The sequence below is a fragment of the Flavobacterium piscisymbiosum genome, from assembly GCF_020905295.1.
GTDB lineage: Bacteria > Bacteroidota > Bacteroidia > Flavobacteriales > Flavobacteriaceae > Flavobacterium > Flavobacterium piscisymbiosum.
Genome location: NZ_JAJJMM010000001.1, coordinates 2,118,729 through 2,142,564, shown reverse-complemented (window position 1 = coordinate 2,142,564; position 23,836 = coordinate 2,118,729). Strand labels below are relative to the sequence as shown.

General features: G+C 34.3%; 18 protein-coding genes. 8 read left to right on the top strand and 10 right to left on the bottom strand.

Features of this window, described 5'->3' with window-relative positions:
* Positions 1-118: 118 nt before the first annotated feature.
* Entirely contained in the window at positions 119-2,725 is a 2,607-nt protein-coding gene (gene mutS, locus LNP81_RS09470) for a DNA mismatch repair protein MutS (RefSeq protein WP_230035311.1), read from the bottom strand.
* Positions 2,726-2,882: 157 nt separating this feature from the next.
* Between mutS and LNP81_RS09465 the strand changes: the two genes are divergently transcribed.
* The 3 genes from LNP81_RS09465 to LNP81_RS09455 all read left to right on the top strand — a co-directional run bounded on the left by LNP81_RS09465 (position 2,883) and on the right by LNP81_RS09455 (position 6,241).
* Positions 2,883-3,317 (top strand): DUF1573 domain-containing protein, encoded by a 435-nt coding sequence (locus tag LNP81_RS09465; protein ID WP_065452097.1) that lies wholly within the window; start codon positions 2,883-2,885, stop codon positions 3,315-3,317.
* Positions 3,318-3,395: 78 nt separating this feature from the next.
* A complete protein-coding gene (locus LNP81_RS09460) occupies positions 3,396-3,938 on the top strand; it encodes an RNA methyltransferase (protein WP_230035310.1) in 543 nt (180 codons plus the stop codon).
* 215 nt (positions 3,939-4,153) lie between these two features.
* Positions 4,154-6,241 (top strand): T9SS type B sorting domain-containing protein, encoded by a 2,088-nt coding sequence (locus LNP81_RS09455; RefSeq protein ID WP_230035309.1) that lies wholly within the window; start codon positions 4,154-4,156, stop codon positions 6,239-6,241.
* A 55-nt stretch (positions 6,242-6,296) separates the two neighbouring features.
* Here the strand turns inward: LNP81_RS09455 and folK are convergent, their stop codons facing one another.
* Entirely contained in the window at positions 6,297-7,430 is a 1,134-nt protein-coding gene (folK, locus tag LNP81_RS09450; protein ID WP_230035308.1) for a 2-amino-4-hydroxy-6-hydroxymethyldihydropteridine diphosphokinase, read from the bottom strand.
* 269 nt (positions 7,431-7,699) lie between these two features.
* Here folK and sppA point away from each other — a divergent pair, with 269 nt between their 5' ends.
* The 3 genes from sppA (at position 7,700) to LNP81_RS09435 (ending at position 13,219) form a co-directional block, all read left to right on the top strand.
* Positions 7,700-9,457 (top strand): signal peptide peptidase SppA, encoded by a 1,758-nt coding sequence (gene sppA / locus LNP81_RS09445; RefSeq protein ID WP_230035307.1) that lies wholly within the window; start codon positions 7,700-7,702, stop codon positions 9,455-9,457.
* 14 nt (positions 9,458-9,471) lie between these two features.
* Positions 9,472-10,419, top strand: a complete 948-nt coding sequence (locus LNP81_RS09440; RefSeq protein WP_230035305.1) for an alpha/beta hydrolase — start codon at positions 9,472-9,474, stop codon at positions 10,417-10,419.
* A 175-nt stretch (positions 10,420-10,594) separates the two neighbouring features.
* Positions 10,595-13,219, top strand: a complete 2,625-nt coding sequence (locus LNP81_RS09435; RefSeq protein WP_230035302.1) for an AsmA family protein — start codon at positions 10,595-10,597, stop codon at positions 13,217-13,219.
* 68 nt (positions 13,220-13,287) lie between these two features.
* Here LNP81_RS09435 and LNP81_RS09430 read toward each other — a convergent pair whose 3' ends face one another.
* Complete coding sequence (locus tag LNP81_RS09430) at positions 13,288-14,367, bottom strand: glycosyltransferase family 9 protein (RefSeq protein WP_230035300.1); 1,080 nt, start codon at positions 14,365-14,367, stop codon at positions 13,288-13,290.
* Between the two features lie 258 nt (positions 14,368-14,625).
* Positions 14,626-15,420 (bottom strand): DUF2797 domain-containing protein, encoded by a 795-nt coding sequence (locus tag LNP81_RS09425; protein ID WP_230035298.1) that lies wholly within the window; start codon positions 15,418-15,420, stop codon positions 14,626-14,628.
* Between the two features lie 241 nt (positions 15,421-15,661).
* Here LNP81_RS09425 and LNP81_RS09420 point away from each other — a divergent pair, with 241 nt between their 5' ends.
* Positions 15,662-17,185 (top strand): GH3 auxin-responsive promoter family protein, encoded by a 1,524-nt coding sequence (locus LNP81_RS09420; RefSeq protein WP_230035296.1) that lies wholly within the window; start codon positions 15,662-15,664, stop codon positions 17,183-17,185.
* Positions 17,186-18,090: 905 nt separating this feature from the next.
* On the opposite strand, the gene serB is transcribed toward LNP81_RS09420, so the two are convergent.
* The 5 genes from serB to LNP81_RS09395 all read right to left on the bottom strand — a co-directional run bounded on the left by serB (position 18,091) and on the right by LNP81_RS09395 (position 21,461).
* On the bottom strand, positions 18,091-19,320 hold the full coding sequence (gene serB, locus LNP81_RS09415) for a phosphoserine phosphatase SerB (protein WP_194618086.1): 1,230 nt from the start codon (positions 19,318-19,320) through the stop codon (positions 18,091-18,093).
* Between the two features lie 217 nt (positions 19,321-19,537).
* Positions 19,538-19,978: a VOC family protein gene (locus tag LNP81_RS09410; RefSeq protein WP_230035294.1), complete on the bottom strand. Its 441-nt coding sequence runs from the start codon at positions 19,976-19,978 to the stop codon at positions 19,538-19,540.
* A 91-nt stretch (positions 19,979-20,069) separates the two neighbouring features.
* Entirely contained in the window at positions 20,070-20,513 is a 444-nt protein-coding gene (locus LNP81_RS09405; protein WP_230035292.1) for an SRPBCC family protein, read from the bottom strand.
* 2 nt (positions 20,514-20,515) lie between these two features.
* Positions 20,516-20,923 carry a VOC family protein gene (locus LNP81_RS09400; protein ID WP_230035290.1) on the bottom strand — a complete coding sequence of 136 codons (408 nt, stop codon included), beginning with the start codon at positions 20,921-20,923 and terminating at the stop codon, positions 20,516-20,518.
* A gap of 133 nt (positions 20,924-21,056) precedes the next feature.
* The gene (locus LNP81_RS09395) at positions 21,057-21,461 is read right to left on the bottom strand and encodes an SRPBCC family protein (RefSeq protein WP_230035288.1); all 405 of its coding nucleotides are present in this window, start codon (positions 21,459-21,461) and stop codon (positions 21,057-21,059) included.
* 168 nt (positions 21,462-21,629) lie between these two features.
* Here LNP81_RS09395 and LNP81_RS09390 point away from each other — a divergent pair, with 168 nt between their 5' ends.
* Positions 21,630-22,592, top strand: coding sequence for a GlxA family transcriptional regulator (locus tag LNP81_RS09390; protein WP_230035286.1), 963 nt, complete (start codon positions 21,630-21,632; stop codon positions 22,590-22,592).
* Positions 22,593-22,752: 160 nt separating this feature from the next.
* Here LNP81_RS09390 and LNP81_RS09385 read toward each other — a convergent pair whose 3' ends face one another.
* Positions 22,753-23,418: a murein L,D-transpeptidase catalytic domain-containing protein gene (locus LNP81_RS09385; RefSeq protein WP_230035284.1), complete on the bottom strand. Its 666-nt coding sequence runs from the start codon at positions 23,416-23,418 to the stop codon at positions 22,753-22,755.
* Between the last annotated feature and the right edge of the window lie 418 nt (positions 23,419-23,836).

Below are 23,836 nucleotides of genomic sequence, written 5' to 3'. Positions count from 1 at the left end.
GACTTGTTCTGTATTGCGACTGCAAATTTAGGACATTTATTCAATTACACAAGCGTTTTTTGAAAAAAAATTATGCTTATTTTATAACTTTCTGATAACCTAAACTTTAAATCTGAAATTATTTTTTAACCAACATTCTTTTAATCTCGTTAAGCTTCATCAATGCTTCTACTGGCGTTATTGCATTTATATCAAGACTCATGATCTCTTCTTTTATTTCTTCTAACAAAGGATCATCCAGATTAAAGAAACTCATTTGCATCTCGTCACTAGCTTCTTTTATTCCGTTTAGCGCCTCGTTTGAATGATTCTTTTCTAATTTCTTTAATAACTTTTGCGCTTTCAAAATTACAATTTGAGGCATTCCCGCCATTTTTGCAACGTGAATTCCAAAACTATGGGCACTTCCTCCTTTTACCAGCTTTCTGATAAAAAGAACAGTATCTTTTAATTCTTTTACCGCAACATTATAATTCTGAATTCTCGGTAAAGATTCCGTCATTTCATTCAACTCATGATAATGCGTCGCAAACAAAGTTTTAGGTTTTCCGGGATGTTCATGCAAAAATTCAGCAATCGCCCAGGCAATAGAGATTCCGTCATAAGTACTGGTTCCTCTACCAATTTCATCCAACAGCACCAAACTACGATCCGAGATATTATTCAAAATAGAAGCCGTTTCATTCATCTCAACCATAAAAGTAGATTCTCCCATCGAGATATTATCCGACGCTCCTACTCTGGTAAAGATTTTATCTACAATTCCCATTCTCACGCTGTCAGCCGGAACAAAACTTCCCATTTGAGCCAATAATACAATTAAAGCGGTTTGTCTTAAAATAGCCGACTTACCCGACATGTTGGGACCGGTAATCATAATAATTTGCTGCGTTTCTCTGTCTAAATAAACATCGTTGGCAATATAAGGTGTTCCTACCGGCAATTGTTTTTCGATAACAGGATGCCTACCGTTTTTGATTTCCAGTTCGAAAGTCTCATCAATTTCAGGACAAACGTATTTATTCTCAACAGCCAATTGCGTAAACGAACACAAACAATCTAATTGCGCTATCAAATTAGCATTCATTTGAACCGGCTTGATGTAAGTCGCAATCCAGGCTACTAATTGCTCAAAAAGCTCTGATTCGATTTTATGAATTTTCTCTTCGGCACCCAGAATTTTTGTTTCGTATTCTTTTAATTCCTCTGTAATATAACGTTCGGCATTTACAAGAGTTTGTTTACGAATCCATTCTGTAGGTACTTTATCTTTATGCGTATTTCTTACTTCAATATAATATCCAAAAACATTATTGAAGGATATTTTTAAAGAAGAAATCCCGGTTCTTTCTGATTCTCTTTTTTCGATTCCTTCCAGATATTCTTTCCCAGAAGTTGAAATATCACGTAAATCATCTAACTCTTCACTAATACCTCTTGCAATCGCATTTCCTTTTGCAATAGCAACAGGCGCATCCTGATTTAAAGTCGTTTTAATCTTCTCTCTCAATAAATCACAAGCATGCAAACTATCCCCAATAACTTTTACAGCTTCCTGCGGACTTGCCAATGCCAGAGTTTTTATTGGGATAATAGCGTCCAGGGATTCTTTTAAATAAACAATTTCTCTCGGTGAAACTTTCCCCGCAGCGATTTTAGAAATCAAACGCTCTAAATCTGAAATTTGCTTAATTTGATACTGGATATTATATAAAACTTCAGAATTTGATTTCAGATACGAAACCACATCGTGACGTCCTTTTATTTTATTACTATCTTTTAATGGTAAAGCCAGCCAACGTTTCAGTAAACGACCTCCCATTGGCGAAAGCGTTCTGTCGATAACATCTAAAAGCGTTACTGCATTTGGATTATAACTATGATACAATTCTAAGTTTCTAATCGTGAAACGATCCATCCATACATAAGCATCTTCGGCAATACGCTGAATCGCGGTTATATGCTGTACACGATTATGCTGTGTCTCGGACAAATAATACAAAATCGCTCCCGAAGCAATAATTCCTTCTTTTAATTCTTCTATTCCAAAACCTTTTAAAGAAACGGTCTGAAAATGTTTTGTCAGCGTCTCTAAAGCATAATCTTCTTTATAAATCCAGTCTTCCAGATAAAAAGTATGAAAATCTTCTCCAAAAGAAGCTTTAAAATCTCCTTTATTATTTTTAGGAACCAGAATTTCGCTTGGGTTAAAATTCTGCAATAATTTATCTATATATTCTGCATTTCCCTGAGCCGTTAAGAATTCTCCGGTTGAAACGTCCAGAAAAGAAACCCCAATATTTTTATTAGCAAAATAAACTGATGCTAAAAAGTTGTTTGTTTTTGATTGTAAAACCTCATCATTTAAAGAAACTCCCGGAGTTACCAGTTCAGTAACGCCACGTTTCACGATAGTTTTGGTCATTTTAGGATCTTCAAGCTGATCACAAATCGCTACACGAAGTCCCGCTTTAACCAATTTTGGCAAATAAGTATTAATAGAATGATGCGGAAAACCAGCCAAAGCTGTCTCGGTTTCAGATCCTGCACCTCTTTTGGTCAGGGTAATTCCAAGGATTTTTGATGCTCTAATAGCGTCTTCTCCAAAGGTTTCGTAAAAATCACCCACTCTAAAAAGCAGACATGCATCAGGATATTTTCTCTTGATTTCGTTGTACTGTTTCATTAAGGGTGTTTCTTTCACCACTTTCTCTTTAGCTGCCAAATTATTGTGTTTTAAATGAAAAATTAAGACAGCGAATTTATAATATTTTAAAGGAATATCGAAGTGGATCAAAAATTAAAATATTTTAAGATTTTTTTATATTAACATATTAGATTTTTCTATAGATTTGTTCATAATTAAAACAAAGATTCTAAAGATGAAAAAAATAATTTTATTCGCTATGTTAGCTGTGGTTGGAATTACTGCTTCTAACGCTCAAGCTAAAAAAACAACAGCTAAAGCTGCTAAGGTTGCTAAAGTTGAAGGAGCTGGAATGGCTTTCGAAACAGAAACTATCGATTACGGAACTATCGCTCACAATGCTGATGGAAAACGTGAATTCGTTTTTGTAAACAACGGAACTAAGCCATTAATCATTACAAATACACAAGGATCTTGTGGTTGTACTGTACCAACAACTCCAAAAGAGCCAATCGCTCCGGGTGCTAAAGGTATTATTGGTGTAAAATATGCTACTGACAGAGTTGGTACTTTTACAAAAACGGTTACTGTAACTTCTAATGCTGAAGGACAACCAACAAAAGTACTTACTATTAAAGGTACAGTTTTACCAGATCCTGTTAAAAGCTAATCTGAAAAACAAAATAAAATAAATCGAAAAAGCTTCCTTATCTTTGGAAGCTTTTTTTATGACCTGAATACAACACCAATGAGAAAACTCGAAAATAGCGAACTGGACAGAAAATCGATTGAAGATTTTAAAAAATCAGACAAAACCCCTCTTATAATAGTGTTAGACGACATTCGCAGCCTACACAATATCGGATCTGTATTTAGAACTTCTGATGCTTTTTTGGTCGAAAAAATAATCTTGTGCGGTATTACAGCTACTCCTCCAAATAAAGAAATTCATAAAACCGCTCTTGGCGCTACTGAAACTGTAGCCTGGGAACATCATGAAAATGTATTGGAAGTTATTGAAAATCTTAAAAAGAAAAACGTAATAACAATGGCTATCGAACAAGTCGAAAGTTCTGTTTTTCTTCAGGATTTTAAAGTCGAGAAAAATCAAAAATATGCTCTTGTTTTTGGTAATGAGGTTTATGGCGTTGCTCAGGAAGCAGTTGCCATTTGTGATGGCTGTATCGAGATTCCTCAATTAGGAACCAAACATTCCTTAAACATTGCTGTAAGTGCAGGAATTGTAGTGTGGGATTTATTTCAAAAACTAAATTGGCCAAACACTATTTAAAAGAAGAATTTACGCTCATAAAATGTTATTTTAGTGAAGATTTAAGGCTTAAATGTTAGAAATTTAAATATATTTTTTTGCTATTATAAAATTGATACTTTTATAAAATGAAAAGTATCAATTTCTTAAAAATAATCATAATATTTTTTGTTTTAAGCTTTAATAAGACTTATTCATTTGAAAAAATTAGATCCTTAAACATAAATCTAATTACATTGTCAAATGACACTATTAAATCAAATACAAAAAAGAGCTCAAATTTAAGTCTTGCTATCATTCCTCCGGTAATCAAAGCTACCGGAGATCAATTGTACTGTCCACAAACCAGTATTAATGTTGTTACCAGTATTTTAATTACCCATGATCCATTAGAAACAGGAACCGAAGCCGGTTATGTTCAAATCTCTTCGGGCTATTCAAGTGGTTTAGATCAATTAGCTCTTTCAAACGTTGCAGCACATCCTTCAATCACGACGAGTTGGGATGCTACTGCCGGAAAATTAAAAATATCAAGCGCAACAGGCGGCAATGTTTTGTATTCTGATTTAGAATCTGCTATCAAAGATGTGGTATTCTCTAATTCTTCGGCTGCCGCTTCCGGAACCAAAACTTTTTCTATCACGATTGGTAATGCCAATTATCTTCCATCGACTCAACATTATTATTTATTTATTCCCAGCATTGGCATTTCATGGACCGCGGCAAAAGCTGCTGCCGAAGCCAGTGATTATTACGGATTACAAGGTTATCTCGCCACTATTTTATCTGCTGATGAAGCTAAACTGATTGGCGAACAAGCTTCAGGAACGGGCTGGATTGGCGGAAGCGATGCCGAAACGGAAGGTGTCTGGAAATGGGTTACAGGACCTGAAGCCGGAACAATTTTCTGGAATGGAACTGCAAACGGATCTACACCAAATTTTGCTTTCTGGAACAACGGAGAACCAAATAATCAGGGTGGAAATGAAAAATATGCACATATTACCCAACCCGGAGTTGGAATAAAAGGATCCTGGAATGATTTATCTAATACCGGAGATACAAACGGTAATTATCAGCCCAAAGGATATGTTGTAGAATATGGCGGAATGCCTGGCGAATTGACTTTAGAAATCGCTGCGAGTACCAAAATTACAATTCCCGTTGCAACACCTGCCGCAAATCCGAGTCCTGTGTGTGATTCCGGAAGTTTTACATTTAGCACTACAGCGACAGCTGGCTCAACCATTAGTTGGTACGATGCTGCTGTTGGAGGAAATTTATTAGGGACAGGAAACACTTATACAACTCCTACTCTAACTACCACCACAACTTATTATGTTGATGCCGGTTGCGAATCGAACAGAAAATCGGTTGTGGCAACTGTAAACATTACGCCTTCAACACCGGTTGCAGTATCTTCAACAGTCTATAATTGCGGACCTGGAAGTGTAACTCTCGAAGCCAATTCAAATATGGGCACAATCAGTTGGTTTACATCTTCTACCGGAGGAAATAGTGTTTATACAGGAAATAGTTTTGCAACGCCTGCCATTTCGAACAATATTACTTATTATGCACAGGCCTCAAATGGCACTTGCATTAATACCACCCGAACACCAATTAACATTGTAATCTATACACCTCCTGCCGTTACTGATGAAACTGCAATCTTATGTCAGTATCAAAAAGTTAATCTTGATGCAGGAATTGCCGGAATGACCTATAAATGGAGCACTGGTGAAACCGCACAAATAATCACCGTTACAGCCAGCGGAACGTACACCGTTGACGTTACAAGTCCTGCTCCCGAAAATTGTACCAGTAGAAAAACGATTATTGTTGACGAACATTTAATTCCAGTAATTAAACGAGTTACAGTAAACGGTACAACAGCTACTATTTATCTTGCCAACGATGCTGATTATTATGAATATTCAGTTGATGGGTTAAATTTTCAGGATTCTAATGTATTCTATGATATTCCTGCAGGTTTAAGAACTGCTTTTGCTCAAGGCAAAAATGGCTGTGGAGGCGATACCTTAAATTTTGTTGTTCTGGTTTTTCCTGAATTTTTTACTCCAAATAATGACTCTTTTAATGATGTCTGGGAAGTTGCCGGAATGGAAAATTATCCTCAGGCAGAAATAACTATTTTTGATCGGTATGGAAAACTTATAGCACAATTAAAAGGCTCTCAAATGAGTTGGGACGGCACTTTCAACAAAACACCTCTACCCGCTTCTGATTATTGGTACGCCTTAAAAATTGACAATACACATCCTGTTTTTAAAGGTCATTTTTCTTTGAAGAGATCTAATTAGGAAATGTGTCAATTAGATAATGAGATAATTGAAATACATTGCGAGAATTATCCAATTAATTTATTTTTTTCTGAATTTCATCTAATATAAAAAGATAGTCCTCGTGTTTTTTTACAAAATCACGATCTGAAACATCTATAATAAGGACATTGAGGTCTTTTTGGGATTTAATATAATCCAGATATCCATTATTGATTTTATCCAAATATTCTGCCTCTATATTTTGTTCGTATGTTCTACCGCGTTTTTTGATATTCTGAAGCAAGCGCTCTGAATTCTGATACAGATAAACGTACAAATCCGGTTTTGGCATTTCTTTATAAATAATATCGAATAAGTTTCGATACAAACGATATTCATCTTCTGCCAGGGTAATTTTAGCAAAAATCAACGATTTAAAAATATGATAATCGGCTACGATAAAATCTTTAAACAAATCAAACTGCGCCAAATCATCTGATAATTGCTGATAACGGTCTGCCAGAAAAGACATTTCAAGCGGAAAAGCATATCTGTTCTGATCTTTATAAAATTTAGGTAAAAAAGGATTATCCGCAAAACGCTCTAAGACTGTTTTGGCATTAAAATCTTCGGCAATTTTTTGAACCAAAGTCGTTTTTCCTGCTCCAATATTCCCTTCAAAAGCAATATAATTAAAGGTTTCTAAGGCAATTTCGCGTAAAGGATTTTTCAAATCCTGAACTACTGTACAAACACTATCATCTGGTGAAATAGCAATTAATTCTGAAACCGTTTTTTGAAAAACAGGATGTTTCCAATCCAGTTTTAAATCCTGAACCGGCAACAAAACAAAATTCCTGTTCTGCATTAAAGGATGCGGAATCTTCAGTTTTTCAGAATCAATAATTTCATCATCAAAAGCAATCAAATCAATATCGATAATTCTGGATTGATAGCCTTCCTGATTCGAACGGATTCGTCCTAAATGTTTTTCGACTTTTAAAACCTGATTTAGTATTTTTTGTGCTGATGAAGTAGTATGTAAAACCAAAGCACAGTTATAAAAAGCATCGCTTTCAAAACCCCAGGCGGGAGTTTCGTATAGTTTTGAAACCCTGATTACAGTTCCTACTTCCTGATGTATCAAATCGATACAACTCTCGATGTTTGCTAACCTGTTTCCCTGATTACTCCCTATAGATAAAACGACTTGATGCTGTGACTTCATAATAAATGCAAATTAACTAAAACTATTTTAGAATTACCCATATTATTTAATTCCAGAATCAGAAGTTACCAACTGTTTCTTATTTTTTATTTCTTATAACTTCCTAAAAAATTGCTGATATCCTTCAAAATATCCTATCTTTAATTTAGATATTTAAAAATGTAAAAAGTACAACTATTTGATCTAATTGTATATCCTAAATAATTTGTTTTTAGAGTACATTTGTAACAAACCAGCCTTTTTCGCTACTTATTAAAAAAAATATACTTATGAAGTTTTTAGGAAATGTAATTGCCACAGTTGTCGGTATTTTTGTATTTATTATGTTCTTCTTTTTTGGAATAATTCTTATTGGAGCTATTTTTGGAGGAGACGATACTGTTTCTGTCAAAAGTGATTCTGTTATAGAATTAAATTTAAAACAAATTCAAAACGATTATGCCGGAAAATACAAAGATCCGTGGGTAACTGTTTTCTCTGACAAAAAAGGAGTTGGTTTGACCGATGTTATCAATGCGATCGAAGCAGCAAAAACAGATGATAATATTAAAGGAATTTCAATACTTAATGATGAATCATCTTTAGGATTAGCTCAATACAAAGATTTGAGAAACGCACTTGAAAGTTTCAAAAAATCAGGAAAATTTGTTTGGGCTTACGCCAATACCTATTCTCAAAAAGAATATTATTTAAACTCTGTTGCCAATACAGTTTATATTAATCCTGCAGGTGATTTAGATTTTAAAGGACTTTCGTCTGAAGTAATGTTCTTTAAAGATTTTCAGGATAAATCAGGCATTCATATGGAAGTGATTCGTCACGGAAAATACAAAAGTGCTGTTGAGCCGTTTTTAGAAAATAAAATGAGTGATGCCAACAGAGAACAAGTTACGGCACTTTTAAATTCGATCTGGACAACAGTTTCTACTGATATTTCTAAAAGCAGAAACATTCCGCTTGATAAATTAAATGAAATCGCAAACGGTTTATTGGCCAGAACTCCAGAAATGGCAAAAGCACAACATTTGGTAGACATTGTCGCTTACGAAGACGTATACCATAATGCCATCAAAAAAGCCTTGAAAGTAACCGGCGATGACGATTATAATAAGATTTCGATTTTAGATTATACTCAAAATAATGTTACAACTGCTTTAACGAATACAGCAACGGATCAAATTGCGATTATTTACGCTCAAGGTGAAATACAAAGCGGCGAAGGAGATGTTACTGTGATTGGTGAAGGTTCTATGCGTCGTTCGCTACAAGAAGCACGTAAAAATGAAGATGTAAAAGCAATCGTGCTTAGAATTGACAGTCCCGGAGGAAGTGCTTTAACTTCTGACCTAATCTGGAGAGAAATTGAAATTACCAAAAAAGTAAAACCTGTCGTAGTTTCTATGGGAAATTATGCGGCTTCAGGAGGATATTATATCGCTTGTAATGCCAATACCATTTTTGCAGAAAGCAATACTATTACCGGTTCTATTGGTGTTTTTGGAATTTTACCAAATTTTAGCCCTTTAGCCAATAAACTAGGAATTAATACTGAGCAGGTAAAAACACACGAAAACTCGGCTAATTATAGTCCGTTTGTGCCTGTTGACGAAAAATTTAAAGCTTTTACTTTAGAAGGCGTTGAGCACATTTACAACACTTTTGTAACGCATGTTGCCGAAGGTCGAAAAATGACTTTTGCTCAGGTTGATGCTATTGCACAAGGAAGAGTATGGTCAGGATCTGAAGCATTGAAAATTGGTTTGGTGGATAAAATTGGAGGATTGAATGATGCTATTGCCGAAGCTGCAAAAATTGCGAAAGTAAAATCATACAGTACACAAAATTATCCTGAATACGAGAAAACATTCAATGATATCCTTTCAGGTTTGCCTTTTGCACAATCGAAAGAAGCATTTATAAAAGAAGAAATTGGCGAAGAGAATTACATGCTTATCGAGCAGGTAAAAAGACTTCAGAAACAAAAAGGAGTTCAGGCAATGCTTCCTTTTGGATTAAATATTAAATAATTACATTTTATAAAATGAAAAAATTATTTGCTCTTGCTGCTTTTTTATTCCTGGGTTTTGTAAATGCTCAGGATAAAAAAGAACTTACGTTTAAAGAATCTCCTTTAATATTAAAAATTAATATCGATCAGATTTTTGGTACGCTGACTACTCCGGATCTCACAACGAAATATCCGGTAGCGTTAATCATTTCGGGTTCAGGACCTACAGATCGAAACGGAAATAATCCGATGATGAAAAACAATTCGCTAAAAATGTTGGCAGAAGCTTTGGCAAAAAAAGGGATTGCATCAGTACGATACGATAAAAGAGGAATTGGAGAAAGCAAAGCTTCAGCTGTTACAGAACAGACTTTGGTATTCGAAAATTATACTGAGGATGCCAAAAGCTGGATAAATCTATTAAAACAAGACAGACGTTTTTCTGAAATAATTGTTATTGGACACAGCGAAGGTTCTTTGATAGGAATGATTGCCGGAGCCAAAGCCAATAAATTTATTTCTATTGCCGGTCCGGGAGAATCTGCTGATAAATTGATTAAAGCACAAATTGCTTCTAAAGCAAACAAACAATTAGAGGAAATGACTTTTCCTATTATTGATAGTCTGAAAAGCGGACACTATGCACAGAAAATTGACCCAATGCTGAATTCACTTTTTAGACCAAGTATTCAGCCTTATTTAATTTCCTGGTTTAAATATAATCCACAGGCAGAGATTAAAGCTTTAAAAATTCCTGTTTTAATTCTGCAAGGAAACAAGGATTTACAAGTTACAGTAAAAGACGCTGAACTTTTATCGCAAGCCAATACAAATGCCGAACTTTTGATTGTAGACAAAATGAATCATATCATGAAAACTATCGAAGGTGACACTCAGGCGAATATGGAAAGTTATAATAATGAAAGCTTACCAATCTCAGAAATCATGACCGCCAAGATTATTTCTTTCATTAAAAAATAATCGAAATCATAAAATCATTAAAAATCCGTTTGAACTTATATTCAAACGGATTTTTTATTTTTCAATAAAATAAATATATTCCTACTTTTTATAAAAACTTTATCTTTGATCTCAATCAAAAAAAACTATTTTTGTACGAGCTCATTTATGAATTTAAACTCTCAAATCTATTAATATGTTAAAGAAAATTTTAAAAATTACAGCCATAGTTCTCGTGGTGATTGTAGCCGCATTATTTGCCATTCCGTATTTCTTTAAAGATCAGATAAAAGCTAAAATTGCCGATGCGATTAACGAAAGTGTTGATGCGAAAGTAAGTTTTGCAAATGCAGATTTAAGTTTGTTTAAAAACTTCCCAAATGCAACTGTTGGGATCGAGAAACTAGTCATCATCAACAAAGCTCCTTTTGAAGGTGATACATTGGTTTCACTAGGCGAACTGAACTTAAAAATGAGTATCAAAGAACTTTTTAAAGGAAAAGATGAACCTTTGAGCATTCAGGGAATAAGCTCTACAAATGGTTTAATCAATATTATTTTTAATAAAGATGGTGTTGGTAACTTTGATATCGCCTTAAAAGATAAAAAGGAAACAAAAACAGGTGAAGCAAGCAAACCGCTTTCTTTAAAAATCCAGAATTACAAGATCGAGAATTTCACTTTTAGATATATCGATCAGGGTTCTAAAATAAAAATGGTCATTGATAGTCTGAACCATGAAGGAACAGGAGATTTTACTAATTCTAAATTAGATTTGACAACAAAATCTACTGCCAAAGTTTCTTTGGATATGGACAAAATGAATTACATGAAAAATGTAAAATTGACTCTTGATGCTGTTCTAGGAATTGATTTAGAACAAAGTAAATATACTTTTAAAGAAAATAAAGCTTTAATCAACCAACTCCCATTAGAATTTGACGGATTTATCCAAATGGTAGAGAAAGGTCAGGTTTATGATATAAAGTTTAAAACGCCAACCTCATCGTTTACCAATTTCTTAGGATTAATTCCTTCTGCGTATGCTTCAAGCCTTGATGGCGTAAAAACTACCGGAGATTTTACTGTTGTTGGTTTTGCAAAAGGAGAACTTACGGATACAACTGTTCCTAAATTCAACATTGCAATTGCATCTAATAATTCTTCTTTTCAATATCCTAACTTACCAAAATCTGTTCAGAATATTGTAATCGACACAAAAATCATCAATGAAACCGGAATTCTAAATGACACTTATGTGAATTTAGATAAACTATCTTTTAGAATCGATCAGGATGTTTTTAATGCTAAAGCAAATATCAAAAACATAACCGTAAATCCTTTTGTAGATGCGGCATTAAAAGGAACTATCAATTTGGCCAATCTTTCGAAAGCGTATCCAATTAAAATGGATAAACCTCTTGCTGGTATTCTAAAAGCCGATGTAACGACACAATTTGATATGGCATCTGTAGAAAAAAGCCAATATCAAAACATAAAAAACGCAGGAACGATGAGTTTATCAGGATTTAAATATACTGACGAAAACAACAAATCGATGAACATTAGTACAGCTTTGGTTGAGTTTAACCCAAGTACAATTAACCTGAAAAAATTTGATGCTACAACCGGAAAAAGTGATTTGAGCATTAATGGAGTTCTGGAAAATTTCTATGGTTTTATGTTTAAGAAACAAGAACTTAGAGGAAACTTCAATATGAGTTCGAACCAGTTAGCTGTTGACGATTTTATGACTGCCGGCGAACCTGCTAAAACGGGAACTGCAACTGGAAAAGAAGGAGAAACAAAAGCAACACCGGCAAAACCTGCTGATGCAATGAAGATCCCTGCTTTCCTGAATTGTACTATAAATGCAAAAGCAAACACGGTTTTGTATGACAATTTAAAACTAACTGCTGTTTCAGGAAAATTGATTGTGAAGGATGAAAAAGCAACTTTAGAAAACTTTAAAACTTCTATTTTTGGAGGAACAATTGGTCTTACAGGAACGGTTTCTACAAAAGCAAAAGTACCTACTTTTGATATGAATTTAGGTTTTAATCAGGTTGATATTGCGCAGACTTTTACACAGTTGGACATGATGAAAAAGATTGCTCCAATTGCAGGAATCATTAACGGAAAACTGAATTCTACTATTAAACTGAACGGAAATCTTGATGCTAATGAACTTACTCCGGATTTAAAATCGATTTCAGGAGATTTAATAGGACAATTGCTTTCGACAACTGTAAATGCTAAAAATTCAACGGTATTAAATGCCTTAACTTCAAATATCAAATTTCTTGATATGAGCAAGGTGAATTTAAATGATATTAAAGCGGCGCTAACTTTCGATAACGGAAAAGTAAACGTAAAACCATTTGATATTAAATATCAGGATATTAAAGTAACTGTTGGCGGAACTCATGGTTTCGATCAAACGATGAATTACAATTTGAAGTTAGATGTACCGGCTAAATATTTAGGTACCGAGGCTAATGCTTTTATTGCTAAAATGTCTCCGGCGGATGCTGCAAAACTGCAAAACATTCCGATAAATGCCTTGATTACAGGTAATTTTTCTAACCCGAAGATTTCTACGGATATGAAAACTGCTGTTACAAGCTTAACCACTCAACTGGTAAATCAGCAAAAAGAAAAACTGACTCAAAAAGGTACTTCGGCTCTTACTGATTTAATCAATAAGAATACAAAAGCAAAAGATACTACACAGGCTGCAAAAACAGAAAAAGAGCAGAAAACACAAGAAGCTACGAAAAAAGCGAGCGACTTAATTAATGGTTTATTCAAGAAAAAATAAATCAAAAATTCACATAAAAAAAGAGGCATCTGTTGTAATAGATGCCTCTTTTTTTATGCTATATTTTATTAAATCGCTTTTGAATAACTGTTTACTTTTCCGTTGTTCAAAATTGAATTGATTACTTTTAGATAATCCTTTTTAGTATATAATTTGACATCTATTCCGATACTTGAATTGTCGTAAGGCTCGTATTTTTCCATTTTCGAAATAGAAAACAACCCTATTGTTGGAGTTTGTACAGCACTGGCCAAATGCATAATACCGCTATCGGCACCAATAAATAAATCAGCATTAGCAATTACAGCTCCTATCTCACGGATATCCTTACTATAAAATGTAGGCGCCTTAAAAGCAATTTGCGAAACATTTTCTACCGGCAGGATTTCTATAATATTAAAATTTTTGTATTCTTCTTTAAGCTGCGTATAAAATCTTCCCCACCATTCTTCAGACAAACATTTTTCGCCTGTTGCGTAAGTAAATATGCAGATTGTTCTTTTATCGTTATGAAATAAATTATTTAAAATTCTCTTGCCTTCGGTAATTTCAGAAGATGATAATTTAAGATCTAAAGGAGCTATTATTTTATTGGTTTTGGGAAATCTGAGTTTGGTTAGATAATTTCGAAAATTATAAACAGGATATTTGGCAATATGGTGGTAATCATTTTTTACCAATTCGGTTTCTTCATTTGCATCTCCAAAAAATTTATACTTGGCATTTGAAAACTGAACTGCTAAACGACCTGAAGAAGAGTTTTTATCGACATTGATTGCAATATCATAATTTTGTTTTTTGATTGAAATCCAGACATTCAGGTATTTCAATAAACTTTTGAAGGGTTTTCTGGGTAAGTCGATTATTTTATCAATGTTATCGTAATTTTCGAAAATGATTGGAGCTAACGTTCCCTTAACAAACAAATCGACTTTACAATTTGGAAATATTTCTGTGACTTCCTGAACGAGAGGCGTAATCAATAATAAGTTTCCTAATCTTCCGTTTGGTCTGCAGATCAGGATTCTTTTTATATCATTTTTATCTACTAAAATAATATCTTCTTGTGATCTTGCTTTTCCAATATTCTTAGTCAGATTGCGCATTAAGCCGCGTCTAAAAACATTTATTTTATTGAGAATGGCCATCTTGTAAATAATTTAAGCATTATTAAATCTTCATTTAAATTTTAAAAAAAACAAAGCAGTTGAACTAGTTTAAAACTAGTCTCTTTTATTTTTTAAAATTAAATTCTTTCAATAAGCTATTATTACAAAATTGTAAGTAAATGTATCAACATTCACATATTCAGCTACTTGAAAGCGATTTAAAATTAGGTAAATTATTTTGTAAGCAAATAAATACTAGACGGTTAACCAATAAAACCCGATGAGTAACCTATTACGCTAGACGTTTATAGTAACAACATAACCTTCTGAACTGCGAACATTAAAAACAGTTCCATTTTCAAAAATTAAATACTGGCCTTTAATTCCTATTAATTTTCCCTGAAAAGATGGGGTTTTATCCAGATTTAAACTTGCTACTTTTGCAGGATAATTTAGAACCGGATAATGCAGTTCATATAAATCATTTTTTTGAGAATAGAAATACTCTTTGGCTTCATCAGGAATTAGGCTTTCTACCTTAACTTTTTCAGCCAGAAGATCAAAAGTTCCGCTGGTATTTTGAAGCATCTTTCTCCAGTTGGTTTTATCCGTATAATGATCTTTTAAAGCTACCTCTGTAATTCCGGCTAAATAACGATTAGGCACCTCAACAATTGCAATTGCCTGTGTTGCCCCCTGATCGATCCAACGGGTTGGAACCTGAGTTTTACGGGTTACACCCACTTTTACTTCACTTGCCAAAGCAAGGTAAACAACATGAGGCTGCAATTGTACTTTTTGTTCGTACTCAAGATCACGATCTGCAATACCTAAATGTGCCGTACTTAATTCCGGTCTCATGATCCAGTCACCAACTGCAGGACTGGAGTAAAAGCAATCGTAGCAAAATCTCTGGCGGAATATTTTTTTCTTCTTATGACAATTCAAGCATTCGTAACCTGAAAAATTTATCTCAATCTCTTTATCTAAAAGCTGATTCATATTAAGAAAACTATCTTCGAAAACCAAATAATATTGAATTGGGTTACCTAGTTCAGTTTGCATTTTTGTAAGTACACCTTGATATGTCATAAGAATTTTAGATTGTAGATTTCAGATATTAGCTTTGCTCTGTATTGTGAACTTTTATTTGTTAAAATTCCAATCATCAATTGGAATCTTTACTTTTATAGAACTGTTTTTTACAAAAAAACACTATTTTTGATACAACGGCAAAGTTAGTATTTGTCGATCGATATTCAAATTTTATATTTTTTGATTTTCGTATCAAAAGAATCTGAAAATCTAAAATCAGTAATCTAAAAATTAACTCATGCCCTTATCAATAATCAATTCGTTTGCCTCTTGGGTCCTGAAACAAAGGATACATCAAATAGAACTTTTTCTAAAATATCCCAACGAAGTTCAGGAAGAACTCTTGCACAATTTATTGACGGCCTCTGAGAATACCATTATAGGAAAGCAATATGATTTTGGATCGATTACCTCGTATGCTACTTTTGCTGAAAGGGTTCCTATTGCCACTTATGAAGAATTACAACCTTTAATAGAACGTACCCGTCAGGGTGAACAAGGTGTTTTTTGGGAAACTCCCATAAAATGGTTTGCCAAATCAAGCGGAACTACAAATGCGAAAAGTAAATTTATTCCGGTAAGTAATGAAGCTCTTGAAGATTGTCATTATAAAGGAAGTAAAGATTTGCTTTGTTTGTATTTGAACAACAACGAAGACTCGGAATTGTTTTTGGGAAAAAGTCTTCGCTTGGGCGGAAGTTCTCAGATCTACGAAAACAACAATACTTTCTTTGGAGATTTATCTGCTATTTTGATTGAGAATATGCCAATTTGGGCTGAATTCAGCAGCACGCCAAGCAACAAAACTTCGTTGATGAGCGAATGGGAAGCTAAAATTGCTGCCATCATAAATGAAACCAAAAACGAAAATGTAACCAGCTTTGCAGGAGTTCCTTCCTGGATGTTGGTTTTAATGAATAAGGTTTTAGAAAATACTGGTAAAGAAAGTTTACTTGAAATATGGCCAAATCTGGAAGTTTACTTTCACGGAGGCGTGAGTTTTTCTCCTTATAAAGAACAATACAAGAAAATATTACCAAGTAAAGATTTCAAATATTACGAAATATACAATGCTTCTGAAGGTTTCTTTGCCATTCAGGATTTGAATAATTCCAGCGACTTATTATTGATGCTGGATTACGGCATTTTCTACGAATTTATATCAATGGATACTTTTGGAACTCCGGATCAAAAAGTAGTTCGTCTGGCTGATGTTGAACTGAATAAAAACTACGCTATTGTTATTACAACCAATTCGGGCTTATGGCGTTATTTGATTGGTGATACGGTTCGTTTTACTTCTTTAAACCCATACAGAATTCGTGTTACGGGAAGAACCAAACATCATATTAATGTTTTTGGTGAAGAGTTAATGGTCGAAAATACCGATCAGGCAATTGCCAAAGCCTGCCAAATTACCCAAACCGAAGTCATCGATTATACGGTTGCTCCTATTTTTATGCAGGACAAAGAAAAAGGCGCTCACGAATGGATGATCGAATTCAAGAAAAAACCTGCTGATGTTGGTCTTTTCCAGAAAGTTCTGGATGAAACGTTACAGACTTTAAACTCTGATTACGAAGCCAAACGCCACAATAATATGACGCTGAATCCTCTAGTGATTAATGTAGCTCGCGAAAACTTATTTTATGATTGGTTGAAAGAACGTGATAAATTGGGTGGTCAACATAAAATTCCGAGACTTTCGAATCAAAGAGATTATCTGGAACAGTTGAAGGAGATGTGTGTTCTTAAACACTAATTTCACGAATTATCACGAATTATATGTTGATGAAGCAGCAGGCTTGCGAATGTACATCTTATAATATAAATTCTGCTTTGAATAGCCACTAGCTTCAGCTAGTGGTACAAAATACAATTACAATTGGCTTTAGCCAAATTCTACAGTCGTGATTAATTTGGCTAAAGCCTTGATTCTTTTCTATTAATTTCCTCCAGCTAAAGCAGGAGGCTATTCAGAATAAAACTTCTCGCTGTCGCAAATGTCTCGTTCGTGAGCAGAATCAATTTTAAAATTTTTACTTGGTTGTGTGTGTGTGTACGATCGACACGCTATAAGTGTCCGAAACCTATTGCGCTGAAAGAGCTCTAGCAATAGCATGGTGCGAAGCACTATGAATGAAAAATGATTATAATTTTAAGCCCTGTAAGGGCGGAAGCCTAATTTCAAAAAGCATTTTTATACTATTTTACATTATGTTCTCCTTGAAAAAACACCTTTTTCTTTGAATCTGTAGTCTCCATTTTCTTTTGCCCTTTCAGGGCAATTCCCCTTTTGATTTAATTCGTAGTGCGCTGCACTACGCTATTGCTTTTTAGGGCTTTCAGCCCATTTTTAAAAGTTTCATACACTCATGCGGAGGCGATCACAATAACATCATATCTAGTCTTACTAGAACCAGAAATGACACAAAATGAACTTATAAATACTAAATCGCATGAGGGATAGAAGTGGAAATCCTTTTGTGTCCGCCGCGGCGGACACAAAAGATTGGAACGGATAGCCCGGCCCGGAGGGACATGCTCATAAAAAAACCTTAGCTTTTATAAAAAAACTAAGGTCTAATTTATTTTGATTGTCGAGTTACTTGTGAAGATTCTTCGTTCCTCAGAATGACAAACTGTATGTTTATTCGATACGTTACATTACATCATATCAATATATCGGTCGTGATAACCTAATAAGTATAAAACGCCATCAAGTCCAAGACTTGAAATTGAAGTTGATGCACTTTCTTTTACTTTTGGTTTTGCGTGAAAAGCGATTCCTAAACCGGCTAAATTTAGCATTGGTAAATCGTTGGCTCCGTCTCCCACTGCTATGGTTTGATTGATGTGGATTCCTTCTTTTTCAGCAATGGCTTTTAGGTATTCGGCTTTCTTTTGTCCGTCTACGATTTCACCTAAATATTTACCGGTTAATTTACCGTCTTTTATTTCTAACTGATTGGCGTGAACGTAATCGATACCCAATTCTTTTTGAAGGTATTCTCCAAAATAGGTGAATCCTCCGGATAGAATTGCAGTTTTATAGCCGTAATATTTCAGGGCTTTCATCAAACGATGTGCTCCTTTTGTAATAGGCAAATTGATCGCAACATTTTGTAAAACATCTTCGCTTAAACCTTCCAGCAACGCCATACGCTGTTTGAAGCTTTCGTTGAAATCTATTTCGCCATTCATTGCCGACTCTGTAATCGCACGAACCTGATCTCCTACTCCGTTTAGTTCTGCTAGTTCATCGATAACTTCGGTCTGGATTAAAGTAGAATCCATATCGAAACATACCAAACGACGGTTTCGTCTGTAAATATTATCTTCCTGAAACGAAATATCGACATTTAAAGTTCTTGAAATCTCCATGAAACTTGCTGTCATGATGATCTTATTTACAATTTCGCCTGTAACGGATAATTGTATACAAGAACGCGGATATTCTTCTTTTTCAACAATAGAAGTTCTGCCTGTTAATCTGATAATAGAATCGATATTCAGGTTTTGATCTGACATTATTTTAGTTACTGCTGCCAATTGTGAAGCTGCCAGTTTCTCTCCTAAAATATTGATGATATAACGTTGTTTTGATTGTGATTTTACCCAGGTTTCGTAATCTTCTACAGAAATTGGAATAAATTTTACCTTAACTCCCAATTCATACGCTTTAAACAATAAGTCTTTTAAAACGGGACCTGAAGTTGAACCGGCTTCGATTTCGAACAAAATCCCTAAAGAAAGTGTGTCATGAATATCAGCCTGACCAATATCTAAAATATTGGCATCGTAAGTAGCCAATACGGCTGTTAAACCTGCTGTTACTCCTATTTTATCATGTCCTGAGACTTTTAATAAAATAATCTCTTTACCTTCTATTGCCATTTTATCTATTGATTTTAAGAAGCGACAAAAATCGGTAATCTATTGTTGATAAAAAAGAATATTGTTTGTTTTTTTGAAAAGAAAAAGCACATAAGAATGCGCTTTATTGAGTAATTTAACAATAATACTTTACTATCGAAATAACGTAACAAGTCAGGTTATTTTTTCCGCCACGAATTCACGAATTAAGCAATTAAAATTCGTGGCGACAAAAAAATTATTTTTGATTTTCATCGAAATTCACCATCCAGCTTATGCCGAATTTATCTTTGAACATTCCGAAATAAGCTCCCCAGAAAGTCTTATTCATGGGCATGTAAATCGTTCCGTTTGCCGAAAGTCCGTTGAAGATTCTATCTGCTTCTTCTGTAGTTTCAACATTTATAGATACTGAAAAATTTCCGCCAAAAGCTACGTCTCCGGATTGCTCGTTACTATCACTTCCCATCAAAATAGTATCTCCAATGGGTAACGAAACATGCATTACTCTATTAGCATCTTTCTCTGATATTTCGGCACAGCCGCCGTCTTCATTTGCAGGCATGTCTTTGAATTTTCCGATATACGGAAATTCGCCTCCAAAAACTGATTTATAAAACAGAAATGCTTCTTCGCAATTCCCATTAAATATTAAATAAGGGTTTACTGATGTTGCCATGATTACTTATTGTTTGTTGTTTGTTGCAATCTTCTCTTTTTTCTATCCTCTTTCCTCTTTCTTCTATTCTCTTTCCTCTATTCTCTCTCCTCTATTCTCTCTCCTCCGATAATTCTTTCACAACCTCTAATCCTTTTGGGAAAACTCCTTTAAAATAATCGATATACTTTTCGACTGTATCAACATGAGCGACTAAATCTATAAATTCGTCATCCGGAGTTAATCGATAGGTTTCCATTGCCCCGCTCCACTTTTTTGTTTCTTCGGTAATCGGTAACTCTTTAAAGTCTTTTATTTCGCCTAAATGTTTAAAAGCCATATATTCATTTGGAATTTTAGTTTCGATAATACTATACATTCCTTCTCCATTTGGCGACATGAAATGCACTTTATCACCTTGATTCCAATCCGTTATGGTATATGATCCTTCACAAAAAACTCTTGTCCATTTTTTATAAGTTTCATCGTTCCATAAAACCGACCACACTTTTTCGGCCGGAGCTTTGATTCTGATTTTAAATTCTAACGTTTCCATAATTATGATAATTTACTAAAATCCATAAATAAAACATTCCAGCGATGACCGTCTAAATCTGCAAAACCAAAGCCATACATCCAGCCTTGACTTTCTGCCGGAGGAGAAAAAATCGTTCCACCTGCTTCTTCGACTTTTTTTGCTAATTCATCAACCTCTGAAACACTTTCTGCATCAATCGAAATTAAAACTTCTGAACTTGATTGCGTATCTGTCAGTTTGTTTTGAGAGAAACCGGTAAATAATGATTCTTCAAAAAGCATAACAACAAAATGTGATTCACCTACCACCATGCATGTTGAGCTGGGTGTATCATGTTGCTCATTAAAAGAAAAACCTATTTTCCAGAAAAAATCTTTTGATTTTGCCACATCCTTAACAGGCAAATTCAACCATATTTGTTTTGTCATAATTTCTGTTTTTTTATTTTAAACCATATAAGTTATATAAAGAGGAATGTCTTTTGCCACAAAGACACTAAGTCACAAAGTTTTTTTCAATCTTTGATCCTCTGAACCTTTGTCACTTTGAACCTCAAAAAAACTAATTTTGCTCTACATAACTTTTAAAATTATCCAGGATTGCGTTCCAGCCTCCTTGTTGCATTTCGTCTGAATTTTGAGTTTCAGGGTCAAAGCTTTCTATAATTTCTACTCCGTCCGGGGTTTCTGTAAAAGTAATTTCAACTTTTCTGCCATCTTCCATTACATATTCAATCGCTTTATTTTTTTCAACCAAAGTATATTCACCTCCAAAATCAAAACTCATGCTGCCATCTTTTGCTGCCATGGTCGATTTGAATTTTCCTCCTACCCTTAAATCATTTTCTGCATAAGGCGTATGCCATTCTGCCGAAGCAAAACTCCAATTTTTAATATGTTCAGGTTGTGTCCAGAATTCCCAAACTTTGTCTATCGATGCATTAATCGTATTTTGTACTGTTATCATTGTGTTTTTCTTAAATTTATACTAGTTAATATATAAACTTACAAAATTTATCAAACAAATTTAAAACATTACACAAAGCTTTAACATACATTAAAAGTCAACTTTAGGGTCATTTAAGACAAATTAGCTATTTTTGCATGTTATCATTTTTCTAAAATATAAATCATTATGAGTAAGAAAATAGGCTTAATTGTACCCCATGACTATAAATTATTAAGTATAGCTGCGATTTTAGAAGTTTTTGAAACGGCTAATAAACTTTCTAAAGGAGATAAATATTTTGAAATTATGATATTTCAATCTTCAGAGCAAATCAACGAAGAACGTTTGTTTGGGTACGAAGTGAACGCCATTGAAGATTCGGCTGAAGTTTTAGACCTGATTTTAATCCCTGCTTTTACTACAGATAATATGAGCGAAATGATCGCCAAGAACAAGAATTTTATTCCCTGGCTCAAAAAACAACATCAGTCCGGAGCCGAATTGGCGAGTTTTTGCACTGGTGCATTTTTGTTTGCCGCTTCAGGATTATTAAACGAAAAACTGGCTACAACTCATGTCGATGCTTGTAGTGCGTTTACAAAAGCTTTTCCGTTGGTAAAACTAAAAGCCGAAGAAACTCTAACGGCAGATGGCAGTTTATATACCAGCGGCGGATCTACCTCAACCTTTCATTTATTGATTTTACTGGTTCAGAAATATTGCGGAAATGAAATCGCAGTACAGATTGCCAAGATTTTTTCGATCGACTTAAACCGATACAAACAGAGTTATTTTAGTACTTTCAGACCCAATCATTTGCACAACGATGCTTTGGTTGCGATGTTGCAGCAAAAAATCGAAAGTCAGTATCACACTATCGAAAAACTGGAAGAAATCACCAAAGATATCCCAACGAGCGCCCGAAACATGACACGACGATTCAAACAAGTTACAGGAATTCCGCCCATTGAATATCTGCAAAATATACGGGTAGAAAGTTCGAAGAAATATCTGGAGCAAACCCAGCTTTCGATTTCAGAGATTATCGAAAAAACGGGGTACAATGATCCAAAAGCATTTCGTAAAGTATTCTTTAAAATGGTGGGAATGAAACCCATAGAATATCGGGAAAAATTTAGAGTGCAGTAATTTTTTTCAGGAGCAGAAGTTTCGTCCCGAAAGACATTTTGTCCTGCTCTCCACTATATCTTTTGCTGTGAACCCCACAGCAAAAGGATGCCGTTTCGATCAGGGCTATACGAGACCTTTTTATTTTCATAAGACAATCAGGTTGGGATTGAAACCAGCTTTATGATTTAACAATCCACATCAGGACTTTTTTATTTTCTTTCAGGAGTTTGTCAATTTCTTTCATATCTATATTAGAAACTGCGGGACATCCCCAACCTTCCGGAGTTCCTTTGGGATATACTTCGTCGCTTGAAATGGCTTCCCAGGAATGCAACACTATAGCGCGGCTTCTGGCATGCGAGTTTGTTTTTTCTTTTCCCTGCAAAACATAATTCACTTTTATTCCCCACTGACTTACTCCCCGGTCCAGAATAATAAATTTACCTATTGAGGAACAATGCGAATCGAACTCATTGCTTATTGGTGCATTTTCTTTAGACATTGTTGCGCCCCAGCTATTATCGCCACAACCGTGACTTACCATATATGATTTTGTTATTTTATTCTTTTTAAAATCATACACAAAAAATCTCTTTAAACCAGAATGTATGCCTAAGTCGATCAGAAAAAATGTATTCTGATTGAGGTTATTACGTTTGCAATATTGTTGAGCTTCTTTATAATAAGTACTGTAATCAATGTTTTTGATTTCGCTGCGGGGTTTTTCTTCAGGAATAATTTCTACTGCTTTTTCAGCATTAGAGATTCTTGCTGCCCAAACTTCTTTCTTGTCTTTACAGGATAACATCAACAACAAACTTATGATGAGGAATATTTTTTTCATAATGGCAATTTACATAAAAACAGAGAATCAATTCTAAAACCTGCGGAGAGATAAAAAAATTTTAACGCAGAGAACGCTAAGTTTTTCTTCTTTTAGCTTTATAAAAAAAGAAAAGTTTTTGCGTTTAAAGTATAAGATCATCTTCTTTTCGAGATTTCTGACTTTTGAAATCAAAAATAGTTAACAAAAACAATTTGTTCCATCGGAACAACTCATGGGTAGAAAAAAATGCATCATGAGAAATATCGTCCCTCAGGGACGTTTGACAAATTGTGTTTGCAATTTATATACGTTTTTACCATTATAATTTATAAAATCAAACGTTCTTACCGAACGTAAAAAAACGTCATACTTATTTGACTACCGATGAGATGTTCCTATGGAACAAAAAGCAAATATGCAAATCTCTGTTGTAAAA

Bases quoted from the DNA above. Each gene is read 5' to 3' on its own strand.
- sppA (WP_230035307.1), top strand. From the start codon at position 7,700: ATGAAGTTTTTAGGAAATGTAATTGCCACAGTTGTCGGTATTTTTGTA.
- LNP81_RS09420 (WP_230035296.1), top strand. From the start codon at position 15,662: ATGCCCTTATCAATAATCAATTCGTTTGCCTCTTGGGTCCTGAAACAA.
- LNP81_RS09440 (WP_230035305.1), top strand. From the start codon at position 9,472: ATGAAAAAATTATTTGCTCTTGCTGCTTTTTTATTCCTGGGTTTTGTA.
- LNP81_RS09405 (WP_230035292.1), bottom strand. From the start codon at position 20,513: ATGGAAACGTTAGAATTTAAAATCAGAATCAAAGCTCCGGCCGAAAAA.
- LNP81_RS09390 (WP_230035286.1), top strand. From the start codon at position 21,630: ATGAGTAAGAAAATAGGCTTAATTGTACCCCATGACTATAAATTATTA.
- LNP81_RS09465 (WP_065452097.1), top strand. From the start codon at position 2,883: ATGAAAAAAATAATTTTATTCGCTATGTTAGCTGTGGTTGGAATTACT.
- LNP81_RS09395 (WP_230035288.1), bottom strand. From the start codon at position 21,461: ATGATAACAGTACAAAATACGATTAATGCATCGATAGACAAAGTTTGG.
- LNP81_RS09430 (WP_230035300.1), bottom strand. From the start codon at position 14,367: ATGGCCATTCTCAATAAAATAAATGTTTTTAGACGCGGCTTAATGCGC.
- serB (WP_194618086.1), bottom strand. From the start codon at position 19,320: ATGGCAATAGAAGGTAAAGAGATTATTTTATTAAAAGTCTCAGGACAT.
- LNP81_RS09435 (WP_230035302.1), top strand. From the start codon at position 10,595: ATGTTAAAGAAAATTTTAAAAATTACAGCCATAGTTCTCGTGGTGATT.
- folK (WP_230035308.1), bottom strand. From the start codon at position 7,430: ATGAAGTCACAGCATCAAGTCGTTTTATCTATAGGGAGTAATCAGGGA.
- LNP81_RS09425 (WP_230035298.1), bottom strand. From the start codon at position 15,420: ATGACATATCAAGGTGTACTTACAAAAATGCAAACTGAACTAGGTAAC.
- LNP81_RS09385 (WP_230035284.1), bottom strand. From the start codon at position 23,418: ATGAAAAAAATATTCCTCATCATAAGTTTGTTGTTGATGTTATCCTGT.
- LNP81_RS09400 (WP_230035290.1), bottom strand. From the start codon at position 20,923: ATGACAAAACAAATATGGTTGAATTTGCCTGTTAAGGATGTGGCAAAA.
- LNP81_RS09460 (WP_230035310.1), top strand. From the start codon at position 3,396: ATGAGAAAACTCGAAAATAGCGAACTGGACAGAAAATCGATTGAAGAT.
- LNP81_RS09410 (WP_230035294.1), bottom strand. From the start codon at position 19,978: ATGGCAACATCAGTAAACCCTTATTTAATATTTAATGGGAATTGCGAA.